This is a genomic window from Sorangium sp. So ce426 (assembly GCF_051475585.1).
Lineage (GTDB): Bacteria > Myxococcota_A > Polyangia > Polyangiales > Polyangiaceae > Sorangium > Sorangium cellulosum_B.
Window position 1 is genome coordinate 1319254 of the sequence record NZ_CP150341.1, and the last position, 22773, is coordinate 1342026.

The window sequence follows — 22773 nt, forward strand, 5'->3', positions numbered from 1 at the left end:
CTCGCGTCAAGCGACTTGCGCTCGCTCCCTCCGGCGTGGTTTCCGGGCCCTCGACGCTACGTGCTGAGGCCCACGCGGCGCACGGCCTGGTTCAAAAACGGGACGAACTCATCCGCTGCCCTCGCGTTGCCCGCGCTCGAGGGGTGGTGGTCGGTGTTCCCCTCCGAGCCGTGCAGGGAGAAGTTGGACTCGCCCTTGTTCGTGAGCACGTCGTAGTAGTCGAAGACGACGACGTTCTTCTCCGGATAGCCGCTGAGCCAGCCGTCGGGCGACTTGACCCAGTTGTTGAACGAGCGGGCGAGATCCGCCTGGCGCTGCGCGATCTCGGCGTCGGAGGGCTTCCCGAGGAGCCGCTTCGCGGTCCACTTCCAGGCGGGCTCCTTCGAGCGTTTGAGGATGTTGGCGGGGGCGGTGACGTAGACGAACAGCGTGTCCTTCCGCTTCGCGAGGTCGGGCAGGATGGACGTCAGCGTGGCCTTCGCGTTCCAGACGGTCAGGTCCGGGCCGGCCGGGTTGCCAGGGGCGGAGCCCTCGCCGACGAAGCGGTTGTTGGGATAACAGGACTTGAAGACGACGATCCGGTTCACCACGCCGTCCGGGTGCATCTGGTCGTTCAGCGCGACCCGGAGCACCTTGTCCATCTTGTCGCGGAACTTGGGCGCCCAGTCGAAGAGGTCGGTGTTCTCGCCGATCTCGCTGCCGTAGGAGGCCTCGTGGACGCGGTAGCCCTGCTCCGTGAGCTTCTTCTTGAGCCCGCCTCCGTTCGGGTGCGCCTCGTACACGCACGACGCCTTCTCCTTCTCGGCGCCCGTCTCCGTGAGGAGCTGGCCGCCGCACGAGTGATGGATGAACAGGAGATCCAGCGGGGTATCGGGCCGGGTGCTCGCGAAGCCGGACAGATCGAGCGAGCCGGCCTTCGCGATGGGGCCGGTCGCGGCCGGCGCCGTGCCCTCGATGGGGATGAACAGGGCGCCCAGCGCGACGAGGAATGCGCCGGCAGAGACGAGTCGCTTCTTGCTCATGGCATCTCCGTACAGGACGTGGGCAAGGAGAATGGATTATTGCAGCGCGCCACGCGGAGGACAAGCGGGCGCGGAGGGCGTCATCGTCGCATTTGCCGTTTGCCCTTCACCGTTTGCCGTTTACCGTTTACCGCTTGCGACACGGCGCTCAGAAGGTGAGGACGCCGCCTTCGTCGGCCTTGGCGGTCGAGCCGGCGCGGATCGTGATCTCGTCGCCGCCGCCCGCGGGCTTCCTGATCACCTCGTAGGAGGCGCCGGGGGAGAGCCCTGTGACGACGTGCTTCGTCACCCCAGGGAGCGAGGTGAAATGCACCTCGGACACAGCGCCGAGCTCGACAGGGAACAGGACCAGGGTGCCCTTCACCGCCGCGCCAGCGAACGGCGTCCCGCGCTTCGTGCGCACGAGCGTCACCGGATCCGCCGTCGCGTTGCCGGCCGCGCCCTGGAGCACGTGCAGGAAGCGCGTCTCCTTCGGCATCGGGGCCGGCGGCTCGACCCGCAGGGTCGCGAGCATCGGCTCGTTCTCGGCCGGCTTGGTGTCCCAGGTGCCCGTCGGCTTGTACGGCTCGGCCACCATGACGGCGCTCTCCGGCAGGACCGTGGTCACGAAGAGCTTCTGCCCCTTCGCTGTCGTGGCCGTCGCGAGCTTCCCCGCGACCTGCGCCGCGCTCGGCGTCTGCATGAAGAAGCGCTTGAAGCGCCCCTCCTTGCCCGTGGCGGCGCGGTCGTAGAGCACGAGGTGGTCGGGCTTGAGCCACACGAGCGCGCGGCTGACGTGCGTGACGTCGCGGATGTTCTCGTACTCGGAGTTGTAGAGCGGGGTCGCGTCGCCGAGGACGTAGACGTGGTCCTCGGCGAAGCTCTTCGCGAGCACCCTGGGATCGCCCGTGTGCACGAGCGGCCACTGCGACCCGCGCCGCCAGAGCTCGCCGCGGTTCGGGTCGTCGTGGCGGCGGTTCCTGTCGTTCTCGACCGTGAGGGTGTTGTGCTGCTCGGAGTTCGCCATGAAGGCGCCGTACCCGACGCGCTCCTTCGTGAGCCACTCGCCGCCGCGGTAGAAGCCGAAGCTGAGGCCGTCGCCGTGCTGGTGGTCGATCTGCTCCCAGCCGAGCTGGAACTGGAGCCACGCGGCCTCGGGCCCCCAGCTCGTCCTCGCGAAGACCTGGCCGAGGCCGGGGCCGTAGTGCGTGAGCGGGGTGGAGGGGCGCGGGTCGGTCGGGGTGATCGCCGGATCGAGCAGCAGGAAGTACATGATCGAGTGGCGCTTGTGGACCTGGCCGAGCTGCGAGCGGGCGCGCCGCGCGAGGGCGGCGGCGCCGCCCGGGCCGGCGTGGATGGCCATCCAGCGGAGCGCGTTCAGGCGCTCGGCGTTGCCGCTGTTCTCGGCGTGGAGGCCGAGCGCCGTGAACGGGTCGATGTGATCCGTGTACTCGTAGCGCTCCCCGTCGCCCGTCCACGCGGCCTCGTGGGTCGGCCCGAGCCGGCCCGCCGGCGTGGCGGGGCTCAGGCTGTGGAGGTGGGCCGGGATGAACTCGTGCCAGAACGGGTTGCCGTCGAGGTGCACCTGCGGGCCCCACTTCGCCGGATCGGCCTCGCCGGCCGTCTGGATGGCGAGCAGCGTCTCGCTCACGTAGGCCAGCGTCGCGGGGCCGTACTGGAAGCCCTCCGGCGGCGCGCCGCCGCGCGCGTCGTTCCGCAGGACGCTGTCGGTCATGTAGAGCCACGCCCCGGTGACGTTGGCGAAGTAGTCCCTGAGCCGCGGGTAGGTGCCGCTCGGCTTCGGATCCGGCGGATCGTCGGCCTCGTCGAAGGCGAGCGACAGGAGCGTCAGGTTGCGCATGTGCGACGTGAAGTAGTTGTTCACGGCGTACCTGCGCTTCTTCGGCTCCTTCAGCATCGCCGGGTCGTTCAGCTTGCCCACGGGCTCGGGGTGATCGTGGCTCGTCGTCGACGACTTCAGCTGCTCCTCCGCCCAGCGGAGGAAGACGGGCCGTATCGCCGCCTTGTCCTGGGCCGAGAGGTACCCGTAGATCCAGTCGACCGTGAGGCCGAACGACTCGCCGGCCCAGCGGGCGCGGTCGCCGGTCGAGAACCTGCGGACGAAGGGATCCTGCGGATCGCCCTTGTTCACGCGATCGACGATATAGAGCAGGATCTTGCGCGCGCGGGCGGCGTGGTCGTTGCGGGCCGCCTCGTCGCTCGAGACGAGCGACATGAAGGCGAACAGCTCCGCGTGCGCCTCGCAGTAGATGCGGGCGTGGGTGCAGTCGCCCTCGGAGGGGATGTTGCCCTTGTCCATCGCCGCCGCGGCCTCGGCCGTCACGGCGGCGAGCTCCTTGAACAGGGGGTTCGCCTGCGTGGCGCGCGCCCGGAGCTTCGGCAGGTCGGCCGCGCGCACCCAGAGCCGGGGGTGCCCCTTGGCCGGCGTGGCCGGCGGCGCGGGCGGCCCGTCGAAGCGCGGCGCCGTGACCGCGAGGGCGGCGGTGGCGGACTGGGTGCCCTCGCCGCTGTGGACCGGCGGCGGCCCCGGGGTCTGCCGCCGCTCGCAGCCGGCGAGCAGACCCGCGAGGCCGAGCGCCAGCCCGAGCGACGCGAGCGACGGCCGACCCGTCATGTCGCGCGTTCCTTGAGGTACGTGAACGTCCGCTGGAGGCCCTCTTCCGTGGAGACCAGCTGCTTCCACCCGAGGGCCTTCAGCTTCGTGTTGTCGAACCGGTTCCCTTTCCACGAGGTCGCGCTCTTGTAGGGCGTGAAGATGGCCGGCAGCTGTCCCTTCGAGTAGGCGTGGTAGCGCTCGACGAGCTTCGATATCCCGGTGAGGGCGAAGTAGGGCACCGTGAGCGAGCGGATCGGCTTCACCTCGCGCTTGTAGCGGGCGAGGTAGACGTCGGCCGTGGGCAGGTCGTCGTCGTGGACGTTGTAGACCTGCCCCCGCGCGACGTCGCTCCGGCCGGCGACGGCGATCGCCTCCGCGCAGTTCTCGACGTACGACAGCGGCAGGACGTTGCGGCCGCCGAGGTGCAGGAACACACCGAAGAGGCTCATCCCGACGCGGCTGGAGAAGGCGTTGCCGCCGGGGCCGTAGATGACGCCGGGGCGGAGCACCGTCAGCGGGAAGCCGTAGCGCCCCTGGTACTCCCAGAAGAGCTTCTCCTGCCGGAGCTTCGCCTGCGAGTAGAGATCGCGCTGCGCGGGCCGCGTCTCCAGGGGCGTGTTCTCGTCGACGATGTACCCCCGCGGGAGGTCGGCGACGCCGTAGACGCCGAAGGAGCTGATCAGGACGACGCGCGGCGATCGGCCGGTGTGGACGAGCGCCTCGAGCAGGTTCTTCGAGGCGACGACGGTGCTCAGGAACATGTCCGCGGGCGCGCCGCCCATGGCCGCGGCCACGTGGTAGACGACGTCCACGCCCTCGACCGCGCGCTCGGCGGCCTCCTTCGTGGCGAGGGAGCCCACCGCGATCTCGAGGGGGACGCCCCGCCGCTTCTCGATCTCGTCGAGCCGCGAGCGGTTGCTCGCGGGGCGGACGAGGCAGCGGAGATCGGTCTCGCCGTGGGCGAGCAGCCGGTCGACGAGGGCCGATCCGAGGAAGCCGTTCGAGCCGGTGACAAGGACTTTCATGTGCGCGCCTTCTCCTGCGGGACCTGCCGGAAGATCTCATCCATCATCCACGCGACCCGGATCATGTCCCGGTACGAGATGGGCAGCTCCGCGCCCCGCGTGATGCTGTCGTAGAAGAGGCCGATCAGGCGGTTCAGCCCCGAGAAGAAGTGGAAATCGCTGCGGGCGAACCGCACCACGTTCTTGCCCCCCTCGCGGAGGTACGAGAGGGCCTGATCGAAGGCCGGGACGACGCGCCCGATGGCGCTCGGCAGCTTCGGCGACGCGTCGAGGGTGACCGTGCGGCTCGCGAAGTCGACGTGGAGCGTGTTCTTCGTGCCGTAGACGCGGAGGAAGTGCCCGGGCGGCCGCGCGTGCGACGAGAAGGTCCCGTAGGCGCTGACGCGCGCGCCCTGCACCGTGACGCGGAGCTCGTCGAGCATGTCGTCGCGCGAGTCGCCGAACCGCTTCTCCCGGAGCGCGTAGGCGGTCGCGGTGACCTTCGGCTGCTCGTCGTCCACGAACTCGACGATCTTGTTCAGGAGGTGATCGACGTTGTTGTGGAACAGCTTGCCCGGGAGGCGATGGACCCAGTGCGAGCCGTCGCCGAGGAGCGCCGCGCCGAAGGGGCCGGCGAGGTTGTAGCCGAAGCAGCTCTCCACGTGGACGGGATCGCCGATCACGCCGTCGCCGACGAGCCTGCGCATCTCGACGGCCGGGGGATCGAACTGGTACTCCCAGCCGACGGTCATCTTCTTCCCGGCGGCGGTGCAGAGCTCGATGAGGCGCCGCACGTCCGCGAGGTTCAGCGCAGTCGGCTTCTCCACGTAGACGTGGGCGCCCGCCTCGATGGCGCGCCGGGCGAGGAACAGGTGCGACTGCGGAGGGGTGGTGATGTGGACGACGTCGGGCTTCTCGACGTCGAGCAACCGGTCGAACGAGTCGTAGTGGCTCGGGATGCCGTAGCGCACCGCGATCTGCTCGGCCATCAGGAGCTCCAGGTCGCATACGGCGACGACCCGAGCCCGCTCCGGCATCTTCTGGATCTCTTCTATGTGGCCGTCGGCGATCTTGCCGCAGCCGACGATCGCGATTTTGAGGGTCATGCGGCGGCGGAGCGTACCGCAACGTGGCTGCCGAGAGCTAGGCTCTCGGCTGGCCCGCGGTCAGCGCGGACGCCGCGGCGCGCGCGTCCACGCGCATCCACGCGCGTGGAGGAGCTTGATGACGGTCGCGGCGGCCTCGGGTAGGCTGCGCGGCGCAGCATAAAGAAGGGTGGTGATTCTTGCGCGTGCTCCATGTTCTTCATACGTCGCTGCCTGTCATTGCGGGGTACACGATCCGCAGCGACTACATCATCAAGCACCAGGCCGAGCACGGGATGCGGCCGGCGGTGGTGTCGTCGGCGCAGCAGGGGTCCGGGGATGCGCTGAAGGACGAGATCGGCGGCATCTCGTACTGGCGGACGCGCGAGCCTACCGGCAAGAAGCTGCCGCTGGTCAGGGAGCTCCAGCTCGTGCGGGCGCTGGAGGCGCGCGTCGAGGACGCGATCCGGGAGTTTCAGCCCGATCTCGTGCACGCGCACTCGCCGATGCTCGTCGGGCTGCCGGCGCTCGCGGCGGCGCGCCGCTTCGGGCTGCCGCTCGTCTACGAGGTGCGCGACCTCTGGGAGAACGCCTCCGTCGACCGGGGCAAATTCAAAGAGGACTCGGCTCCTTACAAGATCTCGGCCGGCCTCGAGACGATCGTCTACAAGTACGCTGACGCGACGGTGACGATCTGCGAGGCGCTGAAGGGCGCTGTCGCGCCGCGGGTGCGCAGCACGGACGCGCTCCACGTCGTGGGCAACGGCGTCGACTCGGACAAGTTCGCGCCGCGGGAGGCCCCGCCCGGCGCCTGGGAGCGCTTCGGGCTCGCCGGGAAGAAGCTCATCGGCTACGTCGGCACCTTCCAGCCGTACGAGGGGCTCCAGACGCTCATCGCGGCGATCGGCGACATCGCGCGGGAGATCCCGGACGCGCACGTCGTGATCACCGGGGCCGGCGGCCAGGAGATGGAGCTCAAGGCGTTCGCCCGCGAGCGAGGGGTGGAGTCCAAGGTGACCTTCACCGGGCGGGTGCCGCACGACGAGGTGTTCAACATCTACGCGATGGCGAGCCTGCTCGTGTATCCCCGCATCCGGACCCGGACGACCGAGCTCACGACGCCGCTGAAGCCGCTCGAGGCGATGTCCATGGCCCGGCCCGTGATGGTGAGCGACGTCGCGGCCATGGGGGAGCTCGTCCGTTATGGCGAGACCGGGTTCGTCTTCAAGGCGGGCGACAGCGCCGATCTCACGAAGCGGTGTGTGGAGGCGCTCAAGGACCCGGCGCGCCTCGAGCAGGTCGGCAAGAACGCGCGGGCGTGGATCCTCGAGGAGCGGCAGTGGCCCACGCTGCTCTCGCGGTACGAGACCATCTACGAGCAGGCGATCGCCGTGCGGCGCGGACAGGGCAAGTCGCGCGTCGGCGAGCCGCGCGCGGCGTGAAGGGCGGCGACCCCAGCCCGAGCTTCCGACGGCCGACGGCCAGCGTCGCTGCCGCGTGAGCGTCGCGATCCCTAGGCGCGTCCTCGCGCGATCCGGGGTATGATCACGCGGCCCCATCCCGCCCCTTCGGGAACTGGCAGGAGGTCTCTCAACGTGTTCGAGATCAAAGTCGACCGGATCATCGCCATGGTGGATTTCGTCCTCGAGGGGCGTGTCCGCCTCGAGGAGATGGAGAACTTCGTCAGCGAGCTGAGGAAGGCGTGCGAGAGCCTCCAGGGCCGGGAGATCAAGATCAAGGCCGATGTCCGCGGGTTCAGGCCGATGTCCCCCGATGTGGCGGAGAAGATCCGCGCCGTCCAGGAGTTCGGCCTGGAGCTCGGGGTGATGCGCGTCGCCGAGATCATCGAGAGCGACATCGTCGCGCTCCAGCTGAACCGCGTGGCGCGCGAGAGCGGCACGGACAAGGTCCTCCGGCGCTTCTGGGACGAGGACGCAGCCCACGAGTGGCTCCTCCACGGCGATCCGGAATGAGCGGCGGGCACCCGCTTCGGATACGGGCCCATCTCGACGTTTTCGGTGCTCAGCGCACCTGAGTGCGCTTCCGCGCCGAAAACGCCGATCTGGGCCCGTCTCCTGTGCGGGTGACCGCCGCTCGGCGGGGCTTTTGCCAAAGAGAAGGGGGCGGGGGGGCGCTAGAAGAGGGGGGGCGGGTCGGAGGGGTGCGGGGGGCGGTACTGCTTCAGGATCTCGGCGACGGCGTCCAGCGGCAGGGCCGGCGCGTGGTGTCCGCTGTGGCCGGTCATCTCGACGCCGCCGAACATCGCGTTGAGGATCGCCTCTTCCACCACGTCGACGGTGGCCTCGTAGAGCGCGTCGACCTCGGTGTCGAGGACGAGCTCGGCCATGTGCCGGCCCGGCGCGAGCGGGTGCACGCTGAGCGAGCGGCTCGACCGGGGGGCGCTCCACTGCTCGGTGGCGACGCGAGGCACCCGGTTCGCGGTGCTCCACGCGAGGACGATCTCGCCCGAGTTGTTGGCCGCATACCCGCCGGTCCGGCCGATCGCGAGCGCGGCGCGCCGCGCGAGGCGCGCGAGCTGGCGGTGGATGAGCGGGGCGTCGGTGGCGACGAGCACGATGATCGAGCCGGCGGGGCCCCGCCGCGGGACGTGGTTGAAGCGGTCGCTGATGAGCCGCCCGACCGGGACCCCATCGACGCGGAGCAGCTCGCGATCACCGAAGTTCGACAGCACGAGCGCCCCCACGAGGGCGTCGACCCCGCCGACGGGGACCGACCGGCTCGAGGTGCCGATCCCGCCCGCGAAGTGGAACGTCTGCATGCCCGTGCCGGCGCCGACGCACCCCTCGGCCACGGGGCCACCCCGGGCGTTGTCGATCGCCTCGTCGACGTCGGCCTGCGCCACGTGGCGCCCCACGGCGTCGTTGAGGAAGCTGTCGTCGCACTCGGCGACGACCGGGATCACGACGTCGTAGTCCTTGCCGATCTTGGGGTGCTTGCGCGAGAGCCACGCGACGGTCGCGTCGAGGACGCGGCCGACGCAGAGCGTGCTGCAGAGCAGGATCGGCGTCTCGCAGAGGCCCCACTCGTTGATCTGCGAGAGGCCGGTCACCTCGCCCGCGCCGTTGAGCACGTAGCTCGCGGTGAACACCCGATCGAGGAAGACGTCGCCGTCGGCCGGGACGACCGCGGTCACGCCCGTGCGCACCGGACCGAGGCCGGGGACGAGCTCGCCTTCGCCCTCGATCTTGGTCACGTGGTGGACCCGCACCCCAGGGACGTCCGTGATCGCGTTCTCCGGACCGGTCGGAAAGCGGCCGATCGCGACGCCGAGATCGCGCAGCCGAGGGCGCCTGAGCGCGGTCGAGGGCGCGCTCATGGGCCGGCGACCTCGCCGCTCGCGACGGAGACCGTGTCGGAGAGGGGCGCGGCCTCCGCCGGGAGCGGCGCGGGCCCGGCGAGCGCCGGGGTGGGCGCGGCGCCCGGGTCGGCGGCCGGCGAGGCGACCGCCGCGCTGGCGGCCGGCGCGGCGGCGCCCGGCGCAGGCACCGCCGCGGCGAACGCGGCCCGCGGCGACGCGGCGCGGGCCTCGCGGTAGCGCTTGAGGCAGCCGGCCAGGATCTCGCCGATCAGCGTCCGGTAATCCATCCCCGCCACCTTCGCGATCACGCAGAGATCGCTGAAGTCGGGCGTCAGGCCGGGCAGCGGGTTGATCTCGATGACGTACACCCTGCCGTCCTTCGCCATGCGCAGATCGACCCTGGCCACGTCGCGGCACCCGAGGGCCGCGAACGTGTCGCGCACGACCTTCTCGATGCGGCGGAGCTCCGACGGCGTGAGCTGCGCGGGGCACTCGAAGCGCACGCGCGGCGTGTCCGTTTGCTTCTCCTCGTAGCCGTAGACGGGGTAGGTGGGCGGGTCGACGAAGACGACCTCCATCGGCGGCAGCACCTTCGGCCGCCGCTCCCCGAGCAGGCCCACGGTGAACTCGCGGCCCGTGATGTACTCCTCGATGAGGGCCGGCTGGTGGTAGCGATCGACCAGCTGCTTCGCCGCGGCGCGCGCGGCGGCCTCGTCCTTGACGACGGACGCGGAGGTGATCCCCTTCGAGGTCCCCTCGGCGTTGGGCTTCACGATCACCGGGTACCGGAACGGCTTCAGCTTCTCGCGTCCGGTCGTGACCACCTGCCATTCGGCCGTCTCGATGCCGGCCGCCCGCAGGATCTGCTTCGTGAGGCCCTTGTCGAGGGCGAGCGAGAGCGTCGTCGCGTCCGAGCCGCTGTACGGGATGCCGAGCAGCTCGCAGAGCGCCGGCACCTGCGCCTCGCGGCCGCGGCCGCGGAGCCCCTCGGCGATGTTGAAGACGACGTCGACCCCGGAAGCCGCGAGCGCGCGCGGCAGGTCCGGGATCGCCTCGAGCGGGACCACGGTGTGGCCGTAGCTCTCGATGGCGCTCGCGATCGCCTGGATCGTGCGCGGCGAGTCGAACTCGGCCTCCAGGTCGTGCATCGCGCCGGGGCCCGCCTTGTCGGCCGCGGCCGTGTCGCTCCGCTTCATGTTGTAGGTGAAGCCGACGCGGAGCGCGGTCCGCTTCGCCCGCCGCGGCTGGTTGCTCTCCAGGAGCGGCAGCAGCCCCCGCCGCTTGCAGGCGCTCCTCACGATGGCGCGGATCACGCCGTCGAAGTCGACGCCGCGCTGCGCCGCCGCGACGAAGACGCTGGCGCCCGGCTGGAGGGTGGGCAGCCCGTCGACCTCGAGGAAGTGGACGTCGTGGCCCTGGCTGCGCGAGGCGGACGGCGTGACCCGGAACTCGCAGCGGGCGTGATCCTTGAGGTCCAGGGCGCGCACGACGCGCGCCGTGATGGCCCGGATGCGCTCGATCGTGGCCGCGGGCAGCTGCGCGGGCCGGCGCGTGACCTGCTCGGGCTTCGCGTGCTTCAGGTCGAAGTCGTACACGTTGTAGCTGCCCGGCACCTGGGGATCGATCACGAACTCGACCGGGGTGAGGACGCCCTCGGGGATGCCGGTGCCGCTCGAGCGCGCGCCGTTCGCCTCCTTGAGGCCGTCGACGAAGGCGCACGCGACGTCGATGCCGGCGATGTAGTGCTCGACGAGCAGGCCCGCCTCGAAGCGCGCGAGCTGCCGCTCGACGACCTCGGCGAGGTGGTGCGCGTCCTCGCAGACGCTCCACTCCCGGAAGATGCCCTTGGAGGAGCCCTCGAAATTCGGCTTCACGATGACGGGGAAGCTCATGTCGTCGAGCGCGCCGCTGTCCAGGGTGGTCCGGTTGACGAGGCGGGCGCGCGGGGTGGCGACGCCGTAGCTCGCGAGGACGCGCTTCGTGAGCGACTTGTCGAGCGCGACGTTCAGCGTGTAGGCGTCGGAGCCGGTGTACGGGATGCCGAGCTCGTCGAAGAGCGACGGATAGAACGCCTCGCGCGTCTTGCCCTTGTGGCCCTCGGCCGTGTTGAAGATGAGGTCCGGCTGGAGCGCCTCGAGCCGGGCGAGGACCCGGGAGGCCGGGCCGCTGACCTCGATCCGCTCCACCTCGTGCCCGGCTCGCTCGAGCGCGCCGGCGATGGCGGCGATCGTCTCCGGGCTGTCGAACTCGGCTTCCTCGGCGGAGCCCGTGATCTTCAGGTTGTGCGTGAGCGCGATGCGCATGGTCTCTCCTGTGCCGGTCGTCCGGGCCGCGGCTCCCCGGTGCTCTGCCGGAGGCGCACGCGCGTGCGAGGTTACGGCCAGCGGGCGTGATTTGCCGGGGAAAAAGCAGGAGAGCGCCGGTGGGGGCTCCGGGGCTCGGCGGGCTCCCGCTCGCGCGGAGGTCGTGCTAGCGACCCCGTGTGGATCGTTTCGCCGCACACGACGCCGACCGCTCTCCGCCGCCCGAGCCTGGCCTCCCTCACGAGGAGCTGAACGAGCCGCAGGCGCGCGCGGCCAGCCACGCGGCGGGGCCGCTCCTCATCTTCGCCGGCGCGGGGAGCGGCAAGACCCGCGTCATCGTGTACCGGATCGCGAACCTCATCGTCACGCACCGTGTCCCGCCCTACCGGATCCTGGCGGTGACGTTCACGAACAAGGCGGCGACCGAGATGAAGCGCCGGCTGGAGGGGCTCATCGGGCCCGACATCGTGAAGGACCTCTGGGTGGGCACGTTCCACGCGGTGTGCGCGCGCCTCTTGCGCCGGCACCACGAGGCGGCCGGGCTCGACAAGAACTTCATCATTTACGACGACGACGATCAGCGGGCGGTCATGAACCGCGTGCTCAAGGAGCTCAACCTCGACGATCGGCGCTATCCGCCCCGCCAGGTGCTCTCGCGCATCCACGCGGAGAAGCAGGAGGGGCGGGGGCCCGCCGAGTTCGAGCGGAAGGGCTACTTCGACGACGCGATCGCGCGGTGCTTCGAGGCGTACGAGCGGCACCTCAAGGCGGCGAGCGCGGTGGACTTCGACGACCTGCTGCTCGCCGTGCTGCGCATCGCGGAGGACCCGACGAGCTACGCCGGCGAGGATCTCCGGGGGCGCTTCCGGCACGTGCTCGTGGACGAGTTCCAGGACGTGAACCAGGTGCAGTACCGGCTCGTCCGGGCGTTCTGCAAGAGCCACGACAACCTCTGCGTGGTCGGCGACGACGACCAGAGCATCTACCGCTGGCGCGGCGCGGACGTCCGGATCGTCCGCGGCTTCCGGCGCGATTTTCCGCACGCGACGGTGGTGAAGCTCGAGCAGAACTACCGCTCGATCGGGCACGTCGTGCGGGGCGCGCTCGGCGTGATCCGCCACGCGTCGGATCGCGAGCCGAAGGAGCTCTGGACGGCGAACCAGGACGGCACGCCGATCGACGTGGTGGCGGCGGACAGCGAGCACGACGAGGCGGCGTGGGTGGTCGAGTGCGTCCGCGAGCTCATCGCGGAGGGCGTCTCGCCGAACGAGATCGCGGTGTTCTACCGGATCCACGCGCAGTCGCGCGTGCTCGAGGAGGTGCTGCGCGAGGCGCGCATCCCGTACCAGATCATCGGGGGCACGCGCTTCTTCGAGCGGGCGGAGGTGAAGAACCTGCTCTCGTACCTCCGCGTGATCGCGAACCCGAAGAGCGACGTGGATCTCAACCGCATCATCAACGTGCCCGCCCGCAAGATCGGCCAGAGCACGGTCGACAAGCTCATCCAGGCGGCGGATCTGCTGGGCGTGTCGCTGTTCGAGGCGATCGATCCGCTCCTGGAAGGGCGGGTGCCGCCGTCGGCGATGCCGGGGGGCCAGCTGCCGCCGCTCGCGTCGGCGGCGAAGCGCAGCCTGCTCGGCTTCCGCGATCTGATCCACGGGCTCATGACCGAGGCGAAGAGCGCGTCGCCGAGCGCGCTGGCGGAGGAGGTGCTCGCGCGGTCGGGCTACGCCAAGGCGCTCGAGCAGGACGACAGCGTCGAGTCGGAGGCGCGGCTCCAGAACTTGCGCGAGCTCGTGCAGTCGCTCGTCGACTACGAGCAGGAGGCGACCGCCGCGGGCGACGAGGCGACGCTCGCGGGCTACCTCGAGCGGGTGAGCCTCGTGTCGGACGTCGACGCGCTCGCGGACGTGCCCAAGGTGGCGATGATGACGATCCACGCCGCGAAGGGGCTGGAGTTCCACGCGGTGTTCCTGACCGGCATGGAGGAGGACCTGTTCCCGTTCCGGAGCCAGGATCCGAACCGCAAGGGCGACATCGAGGAGGAGCGCCGGCTGGCCTACGTCGCGATCACGCGGGCGCGCGAGCGGCTCTGGATCACGCACGCGGCGCGGCGGGCGATCTTCGGCCAGACGCGTTACGGCTTGCCGAGCCGCTTCCTCGCGGATCTGCCGCCGGCCTCGGTGCGCCCGATCGCGACGCCCGCCAGCATGATGGCGCAGCGCCGGGTCGAGGGCGGCTTCGGCGGGGGCGGCGGGTACGCCGCGTCCGGGCTCCGGTTCGGCGGGCAGGAGCGCTCGTGGGAGGGCCGCGAGCGGAGGCCCGGGGCGCAGGCTGACGAGCGGTTCGCAGGGGCGCGGTTCTCGCGGGAGGGCGAGCCGGCGAGGGGGGCCATGGCGCGCGGCATGGACGTCCCCGACCGGGCGCCGGGCGAGCGGTATGTCGAGCGGGAGGCGGTCGACCCGGGCGCCGAGGGCGGCGAGGGGCTCGCGTTGCGGCGCGGGATGCGGGTGTACCACGAGCGGTTCGGGCCGGGCGTGGTCGAGAGCGTGGATCCCGGGGCGGATCCGATCGCGACCGTGAAGTTCTCCGGGTGGGGGAAGAAGCGGATCAAGGTGGCGTTCCTGCGCGCCGGGCCGTGAGAGGGGCGGGGCGCTGGCAGCGCGTTGACCAGGGACGGCTCCGGCCGCGCGGGAAGCGCGGCCCAGCGGCCGGGCCCCTCTCACGGCCCGGCGCGACCCGGTGTCAGCGGCTGGACGCGGCCGCGGCCGCGGCGGTGGACGTGGCGAGGCGCCGAAAATGCTCGATGCCGAGGAGGTTGCACAGGGTCTCCAGGTGCTGCCGGCGCGCCCTGTGCTCGTCCAGCAGGCGGGCGACGGGCTCGTGCCCGAGCAGGTCCACGGCGATGCTGTCTCGCGAGAGGAGCGCGTCGCGCGCGTGGTCGTGGAGCGGCCCCGCGAGCATGTCGGCGCGCATGGCGTCCGCCGAGCGGCGCTTCTTGCCCGAGCGGCCGCGCCACGCGCTCGCCGCTCGCCAGAGCTCGCCGGTGACATAGAGCAGATCGCGCGCGAGCAGGCGTGAGAGCCCGGGTCCCTGGAGCGCAAGCAGGGAGTTGTCGTTCACGAGGATGCCGCGCGCGGACGGCAAGAAGCGGCGCACGATGGCGTCGTGGAGGCCGGCGTGCGTGCCAATCGGGGAGGGCAGGCCGAACGCCAGCCGCACGACGGATGGGCTCGCGTACGGGGAGAAGGTCTTCCACCAGGCGAAGCGCGACGTGATCGCGCCCCAGCGGCCATACCGCTCGAAGAGGTAGAATTGATCGAGCACGTCGTGGAGGTCGGGCGAGCGCCGGAACATCGCCTCGACCACCGAGCGGGTGCGCTCGCGGACGGCGGCCAGAGGATCGGGGGAGCGAAAGCTCAGCGCTGCCGGGCGGCGCCACTTCCGGACGAAGAAGGCCGCGACGTCGTCCGCGCTGGCGCGGGCCACCCGCGTGTATTGGCCGGGGCGAGCATAGTAATAGCCACGGAAGATCTCGCCTCCGCCGCCTTCGAAGCCCACGGGGCGGTCGTCCCAGCTCGGATACCTGTCAATCGCGCGCTTGGCGCTGGAATCGCCGTTCATGTGAAACGCGATGAGATCCGCGTGACGGCTGAAATCGTCGTGGATGGGCAGATCCAGCTCGCGGTGCTCGTGGCGTGCGCCCACGAGCGCGGCGATGCGCCTGGCCACGCGCACGTCGAGGCTGTCGGTCGCGCCGGTGGTCTTGGCGACGATGCGCTCCGCCGGCACGACCGACGCGACCAGCGCGAAGGCCGCGCGGCTGTCGATGCCTGCGGTGAGGTCGGCCCGGACCGTGTCGCTGCTCGCCGCGGCGAAGCGCGTGTTCTCGCGCATGGTGTCGACGATCCGGTCGATTCGCTCCCGGACGGCGGCCGCGTCACGCGCGTCGATGCGGCGCTCGAACAGATCGAGCGGCGCGGGGAGCCGCTCCAGGCGGCCGCCCCGCAGGCGCAGCCAGTGCGCAGGATCGCACGGCTCGACGCGCGCGAGCAGCGGCCGCCCGCCGATGGACCAGTCGGCGGTGATGATCGAGCACGCCGAGGCGTGGTCGATCACGACAGGGCACGCCCCGGTCGCCACGAGCGCGACGTCGTGCGGGGAGACGTAGAGGACCCCGCCCGCGTGCAGGGTGCGCAGCGCCCGGCGGCCGAGCAGATCCGAGATCACCGAGGCCGTGCGCTCCGCGCGGTCGACGACGATGGCGGAGAAGTTGCCGTCGAGCGCGGCCACCGAGTCCCCGCGGCCCGACATCCAGGCGCGGAGGACGGCGCTCGCGGGCGACGCCCTGGATTCACCTTGCAGCTCGCCGAACAACAGCACGGCGTGCGTGTCGGTGACCACCTGATCGAGCAGGTCGAGCCGCGCCCGCGGCTCCGGCGTCGCCGGCGTAAGGAGCGCCCACCCGCCGCCTACCTCTGGCAGGACCTCCAGCGTCATCCGGGGCGCAGGGCCCATGGAGGACATCCGCTCGCCGACGAGGAGCGCCGCGCGGCGGAGAACCGCAGCGGGATCGCGATCGCTCGCGTCCGGCAGGTTGAAGGCGGCGATGAACGAAATCAAGGTATCCTCACCTGATCTGTGATGCCCGCCCGGAAAAGCGGGTGACGGAGAGCGGCCGCGATGAGCGCTTCGCGCGCGACGAGGGCCAGCGACGGGAGGCGCTCATGCGCGCGCGAATCTAGCCGGAGCTCCGCCATCGTCGCAAGCGACTGCCGAGGCGACGCCGCGCGGCCTCTCGCACGCAGCGCGCTGGCCGGGGAAGGCCTCCCCGCTCCCTCCCCACGCTTGTCCAAAGTTCCCGGGGGCGGCGAGGAGACAAGGCGCGTCGACCTAGATCCACACCTCGCCGAGCAGTGGCAGCACGCCCAATCTCATGTCGCGCGACGCCCGGCCGAGGCGCTGTGCGAGGCGCTCCCCCTGCATCGCGGGGAGCGCGACGGCGGGGCGATCGAGGGGCAGGAAGAAATTGTCCCAGTGCGAGAAGAGCACAGCGCGCGGCGACAGGGCGCGCGCGACGCGCTCGGGGAAATCGCTCGAGGCGGTCCAGCCGGCCACGCAGAGCAGGAGCAGGTCGGGCTCCCTGCAATCGAGGCCCGCCTCGGCGAGCTCCGCGCTGCCCAGGTGGACGATGCGCCGGCCCGCGACCCGGATCTCCACCGCAAAGACGGCGCCGCACCGGTAACGCTCGGCCCGGAGCGGGACCTGCTCGCAATCGGAGATGTCGCCGGGGAAGGGGACCCGGCCGAGCAGCAGGCGGGAGTGGGCGCTCGGGAAGAAGCGCAGCTGGAACGGGCCGATCTCGGCGACCACGGGCTCGCCGCCCGGCGCGCGCTCGACGTCGCGCACGCGCGCCTCGGGGACGCCGGAAGCGCGGCAGAGCGCCGCCGCGGAGCGCGAGCCGAAGACCGTGGCCCCGGTGCGGAGCGCGATCTCCGGGATGTCGAGCGCGTGATCGAAATGGGTGTGGCCCGCGATGACGGCGTCGGCGCGCGGCGCGTGGCGCGCGACGGCGGCCACGTCGGGGACGAGCCGGCCGATCGCGCAACGGAGGAGCGAGGCGCGCGTGAGATACGGATCGATGAGCACCACCGCGCCGGCGTGCTCGATCGCGAACCCCGCCGTGCCCAGCCACCGCACCCGGACCGTGCCCGCCGGCGCGAGCGACCGCGGAGAGAACGTGTCGGCGATCATCGGTGCGGGCTCGTCCGGCCGTCGGACGGGGTGAGTCGGTGCGGCGTGCTCATCGAGATCGGGGCCGAATCGAGATCGAATCGAGATCGAATCGAGATCGAATCGTACGCCAGTGTCCGTGTTTCCGGCGACCGAAGCTCGTCCGCTCGGTTACGATTGTCGGTCGTGGCAGACCGAACGCGCGCCGGCACCATCGCCGCCCTCGCCGCGCTGTACTTTGCACAGGGCATCCCGTTCGGCTTCCAGGCGACGGCGCTCCCCGTCTTCCTGCGGGCGAGCGGCGTCTCGCTCTCCGGCGTGGGCTTCGCCGGAGCGCTCGCGATCCCGTGGGCGACGAAGGCGCTCTGGGCGCCGCTCGTCGACCGCTACGGCTGGGAGCGGATCGGCAGGCGCCGCTCGTGGATCCTGCCGCTCGGGGTGCTGCTCTCGCTCACGTGCGCGGCCGCCGCGTTCGTCCCGCCGTCGCGCCACCTCGGCGCCCTGCTCGCGCTGGTCTTCCTGATGAACCTGCTCGCGGCCACCCAGGACATCGCGGTCGACGGGCTCGCGATCGATCTGCTCGGGCGCGGTGAGCTCGGTTTGGCGAACGCCGCGCAGGTGGTCGGCTACAAGGTCGGCATGCTCGTCGCGGGCGGGCTGCTCGTCTGGGCGAGCGCCTGGATCGGCTGGGGTGGTCAGTTCGGGGCGATGGCCGCGCTCGTCTTCCTCTCGGCTCTGGCCTCGCTCGCGCTGCGCGAGCCTCCCGCGAGCGAGGTCGAGGCGCGCGCGCGCCGGTCGCTCCGCGAGGTGCTCGCGGCGGTCTTCGCCGCCCTGCGGGCGCCTGGCGCGCTCTGGGTCGTCGCCTTCCTCGGGACCTACAAGCTCGGCGAGGCGATGGTCGACATGATGTTCAAGCCGTTCCTCGTCGACGCCGGCTTCCCGCCGCACCGGATCGGCCTCTGGGTGGGCACGTACGGCCTCGTCGCGTCGATCGCCGGCTCGCTCGCGGGAGGCCTGCTGTCGCACCGGATCCCGCTGCTCGCCGCCGTCGCGGTGACCTCGGCGCTGCGCACCGTGGCGATGGCGGGCGAGTGGTACCTCGCCGCGGCGGGGGCGCCCACCGCGGAGGCCGTCGTCGCGGTCACCGTGGCCGAGCACCTCTTCGGCGGCGCCCTCACGACGGCGGTGTTCGCTTTCATGATGTCGCGTGTCCGGCGGTCGGTCGGCGCGACGCACTACACGCTGCTGGCCAGCGTGGAGGTGCTCGGCAAATCGCCCGCTGTGTGGCTCTCGGGCGCCGTCGCCCAGCGGCTCGGCTATGCAGGCCTGTTCGCCCTGGGGACCGTGATCTCGGTCGCCTTCCTCGGGCTGCTCTTGCCGCTGCGGGAGCGGAGAGCGGGCGAGGGGTGAGCAGGCCCGGCCGTCGATCGGCCGGCCCGCGAGCGCCTCGCCCCGCCAGAGGGTGTAACTGGCGAAAACTTGCGTGACGGCCGCAGGGACGGCGCGCCATACTGCGCCCGTTCGACGATCAGGCCAACGACACCTCGGCGGATTGGGGCCGCCGGGGTGCCGGTTGCCCAGCCTTGTGCCGGAGGACTGGACGCACGATGATCTCTTCCAAGCATTGGATCGTGGGAATTTTGTCTCTCACGGCCTCGGCGCTCCCTTTCGCCTGTGGCGACGTCCCGTACATGGGTGGCGACTGCGCGACCACGGACGACTGCCTGTCCAGCAAACAGACGGTGCCGGGCACGGTCTGCGTCGAGGAGCGCTGCGTCTGCGCCGAGCCGGGCCAGGTGATCTGCTGCCCGCCGGGCGAGGAGGAGCCGGACTGCTTTCTCAAGTGCCGGGGTTGCGACGAGTGCGCGGAAGGAACGCTGGAGTGCTCGGGCGTGATCGACCGACCGACGGGGTGGTGCGAAGACGCCGCGGACTGCCCAGGGCCGCCGGACCCGCGGTGCGGCGCGGGTCGGTGCGTGGAGGGGAGATGCGAGCTCGAGATCAGGCCGGGGCGGCTCGTCTCGCAGATCCGCGGCGACTGCAAGCAGGACGAGTGTACCCCGGAGGGGAACGTGATCAGCGTGCCGGCCTACGACGTGTACAACGACGGCAACCAGTGCACGACCGATCTGTGCGACTACGATCAGCCGCTCAACGCGTTGCTCGATAACGTGATCTGCCCCGTCTCGGGCTCGGGTCGGTGTTACAAGGGGCGCTGCGTCGAGTGCCTCGACGAGGATCCCACGCTGCACTGCCCTTCCGGGCTGGCGTGTGATGGGGTGTTCTGCGTGCCGGTCCACTGCGTCAATCAGGCGCTCGACGCGGGCCGCGGAGAGACGTCGCAGGACTGCGGTGGGCCATGCAAGCCGTGCAAGGGCGGGGACCCGTGCGAGGTCGGGGCGGATTGCCAGTCGGGGGTGTGCGCGATGGCCCATTGCAAGGCTCCGACGTGCGACGACGGCGTGAAGAACGGCGATGAGACCGGCGTGGACTGCAGCGGCACGTGCCCGCGCCGCTGCCCGGACGGCCGCGGGTGCGCGTCCGGCGAGGATTGCGAGAGCGGGGTCTGCTGGGCCGGAGCGTGCGAGCCGCCCATTTGCAGGGACGGCGTGGAGAACGGCGACGAGCTCGGGGTGGACTGCGGGGGAGCAGGGTGCAGCGCGGCGTGTCCGGGGTGAGCGGCGGCGCGCCGCCGCGTCGTCTCAGCGCGGGGAGCACCGCGCGCGGTTCAATGACACGGAGAAATTGAACCGTAGAGGCACGGAGGGCGGCCAGGCGACGCAGCAAGACGCCGAGGGACGAGGAACGAGGAGAGATGAATAATTTTTACTCTCTCCTCTTCCCTCGGCGCCCGCGGTGCCCACCATAGCTCTTTTTGTCACGAGATCAGGGGACAGCCTTTTGCGTCGCGGCGCCGGCTGATGCGAAAGTCGATGATCCGCGCGCCCATTTCATGATATAACCAGACAGCGCTACGGCTGGCTGCTGCAAGAATCGCTAGTGACCGCGCTCGCCCGACTCCGTCCATCGATCGCCAGGCCCGCGACGACCCTCATCCGGCTCAGGGGAGCGAGAGCCGCCTGAGGCCAGGGAGGTCGAGGTCGGCCACGATCCGGGAGGCGAACGCCTGGTGACGACCGTCTCGTCGTGCCGTCCCGCCGCACGCGCTGATTGACGAATGACTCCTTCAGCGCTCCGCCTTCGGGCAAATGGAACATCATATCAACGTTTCGCTTGTTTGTAAATAGTGATTTCAAAGTCCATACCGTGCGGCAGATCGCCGCGCGACGCGGCGCAGCTATGGCGGCGCCGCAACGAGGAGCTCTCCCATGAGAACCGCCCATCTGTCGATCTCTGCTGCTGCTTCCGCTTCCGCGTCTGCTTCCGCGTCTGCTTCCGCGTCTGCTTCCGCGTCCGCGCTCGCATTCGCCTTGATGATCTCCGGCTGCGTGGCGGCACCCGAGCCGCACGACGATACCGAAGATGCCATCGGCGAGGGCGCGGCGGCGCTCGTCTCCTGCTCGGTGCTCCCCTCCGGCAACATCGTCACGAACGGCAGCTTCGAATCGCCGGACGTGTGGCCCGGCACGTCGTCGATCTACAACGGCTCGATCACCGGCTGGCAGGCCGCCTATGGTCAGATCCAGGTCTATGACCACTCGAACGGCATGAACCCGGCGCACGGCGAGCAGCACGTCGAGCTGGACGCCTCGACCTCGAGCGGCATCTATCAGAACCTCACGACCGTCCCGGGAGCGACCTACCAGCTCCGGTTCGCCTTCGCCGCGCGCCCCGGCACGACCGCGAGCCAGAACGTGCTCGGCGTCGTCTGGGGTGGCCAGCAGGTGGCCACGCTGACGACCGCCAGCTCCGCATGGGTCTATTACACCTATACCCTCGTGGCCTCCGGCACGACGACGCGCCTCCAGTTCAACGACCTGGGCACCTCGAACGGCCAGGGGACGCTGCTCGATAACGTCACCGTGGTCGCCGCCGATACGGATCAGGATGGGGTGTTCGACTCGTGCGACAACTGCCCGGCGCTGGCCAACCCCTCCCAGGCCGACGCCGACGCCGACGGCATCGGCGACGCCTGCGAGCCCCCCCCGCCCGCCGAGCCCGTGTGCGTGGTCGTGCAGCGCGGCACCTACGGGAGCGTGCAGGATGCGCATATCCAGCCCGGCGTCTCGTGGCCGTACGGCGATTACCCGTACGTCGTCATGAACACGTTCCCGGAGGGCGTGCAGCTGGGCGTGCTGGCCTTCGATCTGTCGTTCATCCCGGCGGGCTCCGACGTCGAATCCGCGACCCTCTCGCTGGCTCACACGTGGAAGGAGAGCGCCAGCACCATCGAGCTGCACCGCGTGAACGGCCCCTGGCAGGAGTCGACCGTGCACGCCGGCAACTTCCCCGGGTACAACGCGGCCGTCGAGGCCTCGATCGCCACCGTCGGCCAGGCGAGCGCCGTCGTGACCGCCAACGTGGCGGCCCTCGTCCAGTCCTGGGTGGATGGTTCCCCGAACCACGGCGTCGCGCTCCACGACGTGAACGGTCGGACCGACATCCGCTCGAGCGAGCAAACGAACATCGCCAACCGGCCGAAGCTCGAGGTCTGCTACACGCCGGCCCAGTAGCGGGGCTCCGGCCGAGGTGCGGGGCGCGCCGGATCACGAGCTCTTGGACGTCCCGGGCGATCTCGGGATGTCGCCACGTCACGCCTCCTTCGTCACCTCGGCCACGCTCGTTTGCCGAGAACCTGACGCCGCGCTCCGCCTTTGATAGCAAGCGGAGCCGCGGTGATCTCGCGCAGGAAGCTCGTCCTCGGTCTCGCCGGCGCCGCCGGCGTCGCCGCCCTCTCACGGGCGCTCGCCCCGGGCTCCCCGCGCGAGATCGCGGCGCGGCGCGCCCTCAAGCTCCCGATCGCGCCGAGCGGGTGGCCGTTTCCAGGGGCCCGCGTCGTCGCCCCCTCCGCCGTCTTTCCACGGGATTTCGGGGTCCGCCGCATCTACCTCGACGCCGGACATGGCGCCCCCGGCAACACCGGCAACCTCTCCTGCTTCTGCGTCGACGAGCAGGACTTCACCCTCGCCGCGGCGCGCGCCCTCGCCGAGCGGCTCAACGCCACCGGGCGCTTCGAGGCGCGCGTGGGCAGGGCCGGCGACCGTCCGTTGCCCTACGCGGAGCGCGTCGAGGACGCCGCCCGGTGGGGCGCCGACGCCTTCGTCAGCCTGCACTCGGACGTGCGCGGCAGGGCCGAGACGTGGTCGCCCGTCCAGGGCCGCCAGTGCCCGCTCAGCCTCGCCGCGCCGGGGTTCGCCGTCCTGTGGTCCGACGAAGGTGATCCGGCCCTCTGCGCCCTCCGGCTCGCGCTCGCGCGCGGCTTCGCGAGGCGCATGGAAGAAGCAGGCCTGTTGCCCTACGACGGCGCCGCGTACAGCGGCCTGTACGCGCCGGACACCGCCCAGCCCGGCGTCTTCCTCGACCGGCGCCCCCCGGGACAGCGCATCTTCGTGCTGCGCCGCCCTTCCATGCCCTCCATCCTCGTCGAGACCCACCACGCGCTCGACGCCCGCGAGGCGACCCGCTGGACCGAGCCCGCCACGCTCGACGCCTTCGCCGCAGCCGCCGCCGCCGCGCTGGCCGATGCGCTCGGCGGCGCCAGCGCGCTCGGCGGCGACGGCGCGCCGGTCTCCCCGCCGCCCACCTGAGGC

15 protein-coding genes are annotated in these 22773 nt (G+C 71.1%); 7 read left to right on the forward strand and 8 right to left on the reverse strand.

Translation table 11 applies throughout. The features are described 5' to 3' along the window. Window positions 1-56: 56 nt before the first annotated feature. The 4 genes from WMF44_RS04885 to WMF44_RS04900 form a co-directional block, all read right to left on the reverse strand. Window positions 57-1022: a hypothetical protein gene (locus WMF44_RS04885; RefSeq protein WP_437297949.1), complete on the reverse strand. Its 966-nt coding sequence runs from the start codon at window positions 1020-1022 to the stop codon at window positions 57-59. 148 nt (window positions 1023-1170) lie between these two features. Continuing rightward, window positions 1171-3636 (reverse strand): hypothetical protein, encoded by a 2466-nt coding sequence (locus WMF44_RS04890; RefSeq protein ID WP_437297950.1) that lies wholly within the window; start codon window positions 3634-3636, stop codon window positions 1171-1173. Beyond that, window positions 3633-4643, reverse strand: coding sequence for an NAD-dependent epimerase/dehydratase family protein (locus WMF44_RS04895; protein WP_437297951.1), 1011 nt, complete (start codon window positions 4641-4643; stop codon window positions 3633-3635). Before WMF44_RS04895 ends, WMF44_RS04890 begins: the two co-directional genes overlap by 4 nt. Then, window positions 4640-5728 carry a Gfo/Idh/MocA family protein gene (locus tag WMF44_RS04900; protein WP_437297952.1) on the reverse strand — a complete coding sequence of 363 codons (1089 nt, stop codon included), beginning with the start codon at window positions 5726-5728 and terminating at the stop codon, window positions 4640-4642. Before WMF44_RS04900 ends, WMF44_RS04895 begins: the two co-directional genes overlap by 4 nt. A gap of 185 nt (window positions 5729-5913) precedes the next feature. On the opposite strand from WMF44_RS04900, the gene WMF44_RS04905 reads away from it, so the two are divergent. Both WMF44_RS04905 and WMF44_RS04910 read left to right on the forward strand, forming a co-directional pair. Further along, complete coding sequence (locus WMF44_RS04905; RefSeq protein ID WP_437301530.1) at window positions 5914-7149, forward strand: glycosyltransferase; 1236 nt, start codon at window positions 5914-5916, stop codon at window positions 7147-7149. Window positions 7150-7302: 153 nt separating this feature from the next. Further along, window positions 7303-7680, forward strand: a complete 378-nt coding sequence (locus tag WMF44_RS04910; RefSeq protein WP_272100194.1) for an STAS/SEC14 domain-containing protein — start codon at window positions 7303-7305, stop codon at window positions 7678-7680. Window positions 7681-7841: 161 nt separating this feature from the next. On the opposite strand, the gene WMF44_RS04915 is transcribed toward WMF44_RS04910, so the two are convergent. Continuing rightward, window positions 7842-9044 (reverse strand): P1 family peptidase, encoded by a 1203-nt coding sequence (locus tag WMF44_RS04915; RefSeq protein WP_437297953.1) that lies wholly within the window; start codon window positions 9042-9044, stop codon window positions 7842-7844. Further along, window positions 9041-11329 (reverse strand): D-alanine--D-alanine ligase family protein, encoded by a 2289-nt coding sequence (locus tag WMF44_RS04920; RefSeq protein WP_437297954.1) that lies wholly within the window; start codon window positions 11327-11329, stop codon window positions 9041-9043. Before WMF44_RS04920 ends, WMF44_RS04915 begins: the two co-directional genes overlap by 4 nt. Before the next feature lie 179 nt (window positions 11330-11508). On the opposite strand from WMF44_RS04920, the gene WMF44_RS04925 reads away from it, so the two are divergent. Next, window positions 11509-13971, forward strand: a complete 2463-nt coding sequence (locus tag WMF44_RS04925; protein ID WP_437297955.1) for an ATP-dependent helicase — start codon at window positions 11509-11511, stop codon at window positions 13969-13971. Window positions 13972-14074: 103 nt separating this feature from the next. Here the strand turns inward: WMF44_RS04925 and WMF44_RS04930 are convergent, their stop codons facing one another. Both WMF44_RS04930 and WMF44_RS04935 read right to left on the reverse strand, forming a co-directional pair. Beyond that, on the reverse strand, window positions 14075-15952 hold the full coding sequence (locus WMF44_RS04930) for a hypothetical protein (RefSeq protein ID WP_437297956.1): 1878 nt from the start codon (window positions 15950-15952) through the stop codon (window positions 14075-14077). A gap of 270 nt (window positions 15953-16222) precedes the next feature. After that, window positions 16223-17083 carry an MBL fold metallo-hydrolase gene (locus tag WMF44_RS04935; protein WP_437297957.1) on the reverse strand — a complete coding sequence of 287 codons (861 nt, stop codon included), beginning with the start codon at window positions 17081-17083 and terminating at the stop codon, window positions 16223-16225. A 165-nt stretch (window positions 17084-17248) separates the two neighbouring features. On the opposite strand from WMF44_RS04935, the gene WMF44_RS04940 reads away from it, so the two are divergent. The 4 genes from WMF44_RS04940 to WMF44_RS04955 all read left to right on the forward strand — a co-directional run bounded on the left by WMF44_RS04940 (window position 17249) and on the right by WMF44_RS04955 (window position 22770). Further along, window positions 17249-18472 carry an MFS transporter gene (locus WMF44_RS04940; RefSeq protein ID WP_437297958.1) on the forward strand — a complete coding sequence of 408 codons (1224 nt, stop codon included), beginning with the start codon at window positions 17249-17251 and terminating at the stop codon, window positions 18470-18472. A 221-nt stretch (window positions 18473-18693) separates the two neighbouring features. Then, entirely contained in the window at window positions 18694-19740 is a 1047-nt protein-coding gene (locus tag WMF44_RS04945) for a hypothetical protein (RefSeq protein WP_437297959.1), read from the forward strand. 771 nt (window positions 19741-20511) lie between these two features. After that, entirely contained in the window at window positions 20512-21696 is a 1185-nt protein-coding gene (locus WMF44_RS04950; RefSeq protein ID WP_437297960.1) for a DNRLRE domain-containing protein, read from the forward strand. Between the two features lie 162 nt (window positions 21697-21858). Further along, the gene (locus tag WMF44_RS04955) at window positions 21859-22770 is read left to right on the forward strand and encodes an N-acetylmuramoyl-L-alanine amidase (RefSeq protein WP_437297961.1); all 912 of its coding nucleotides are present in this window, start codon (window positions 21859-21861) and stop codon (window positions 22768-22770) included. Window positions 22771-22773: the final 3 nt, after the last annotated feature.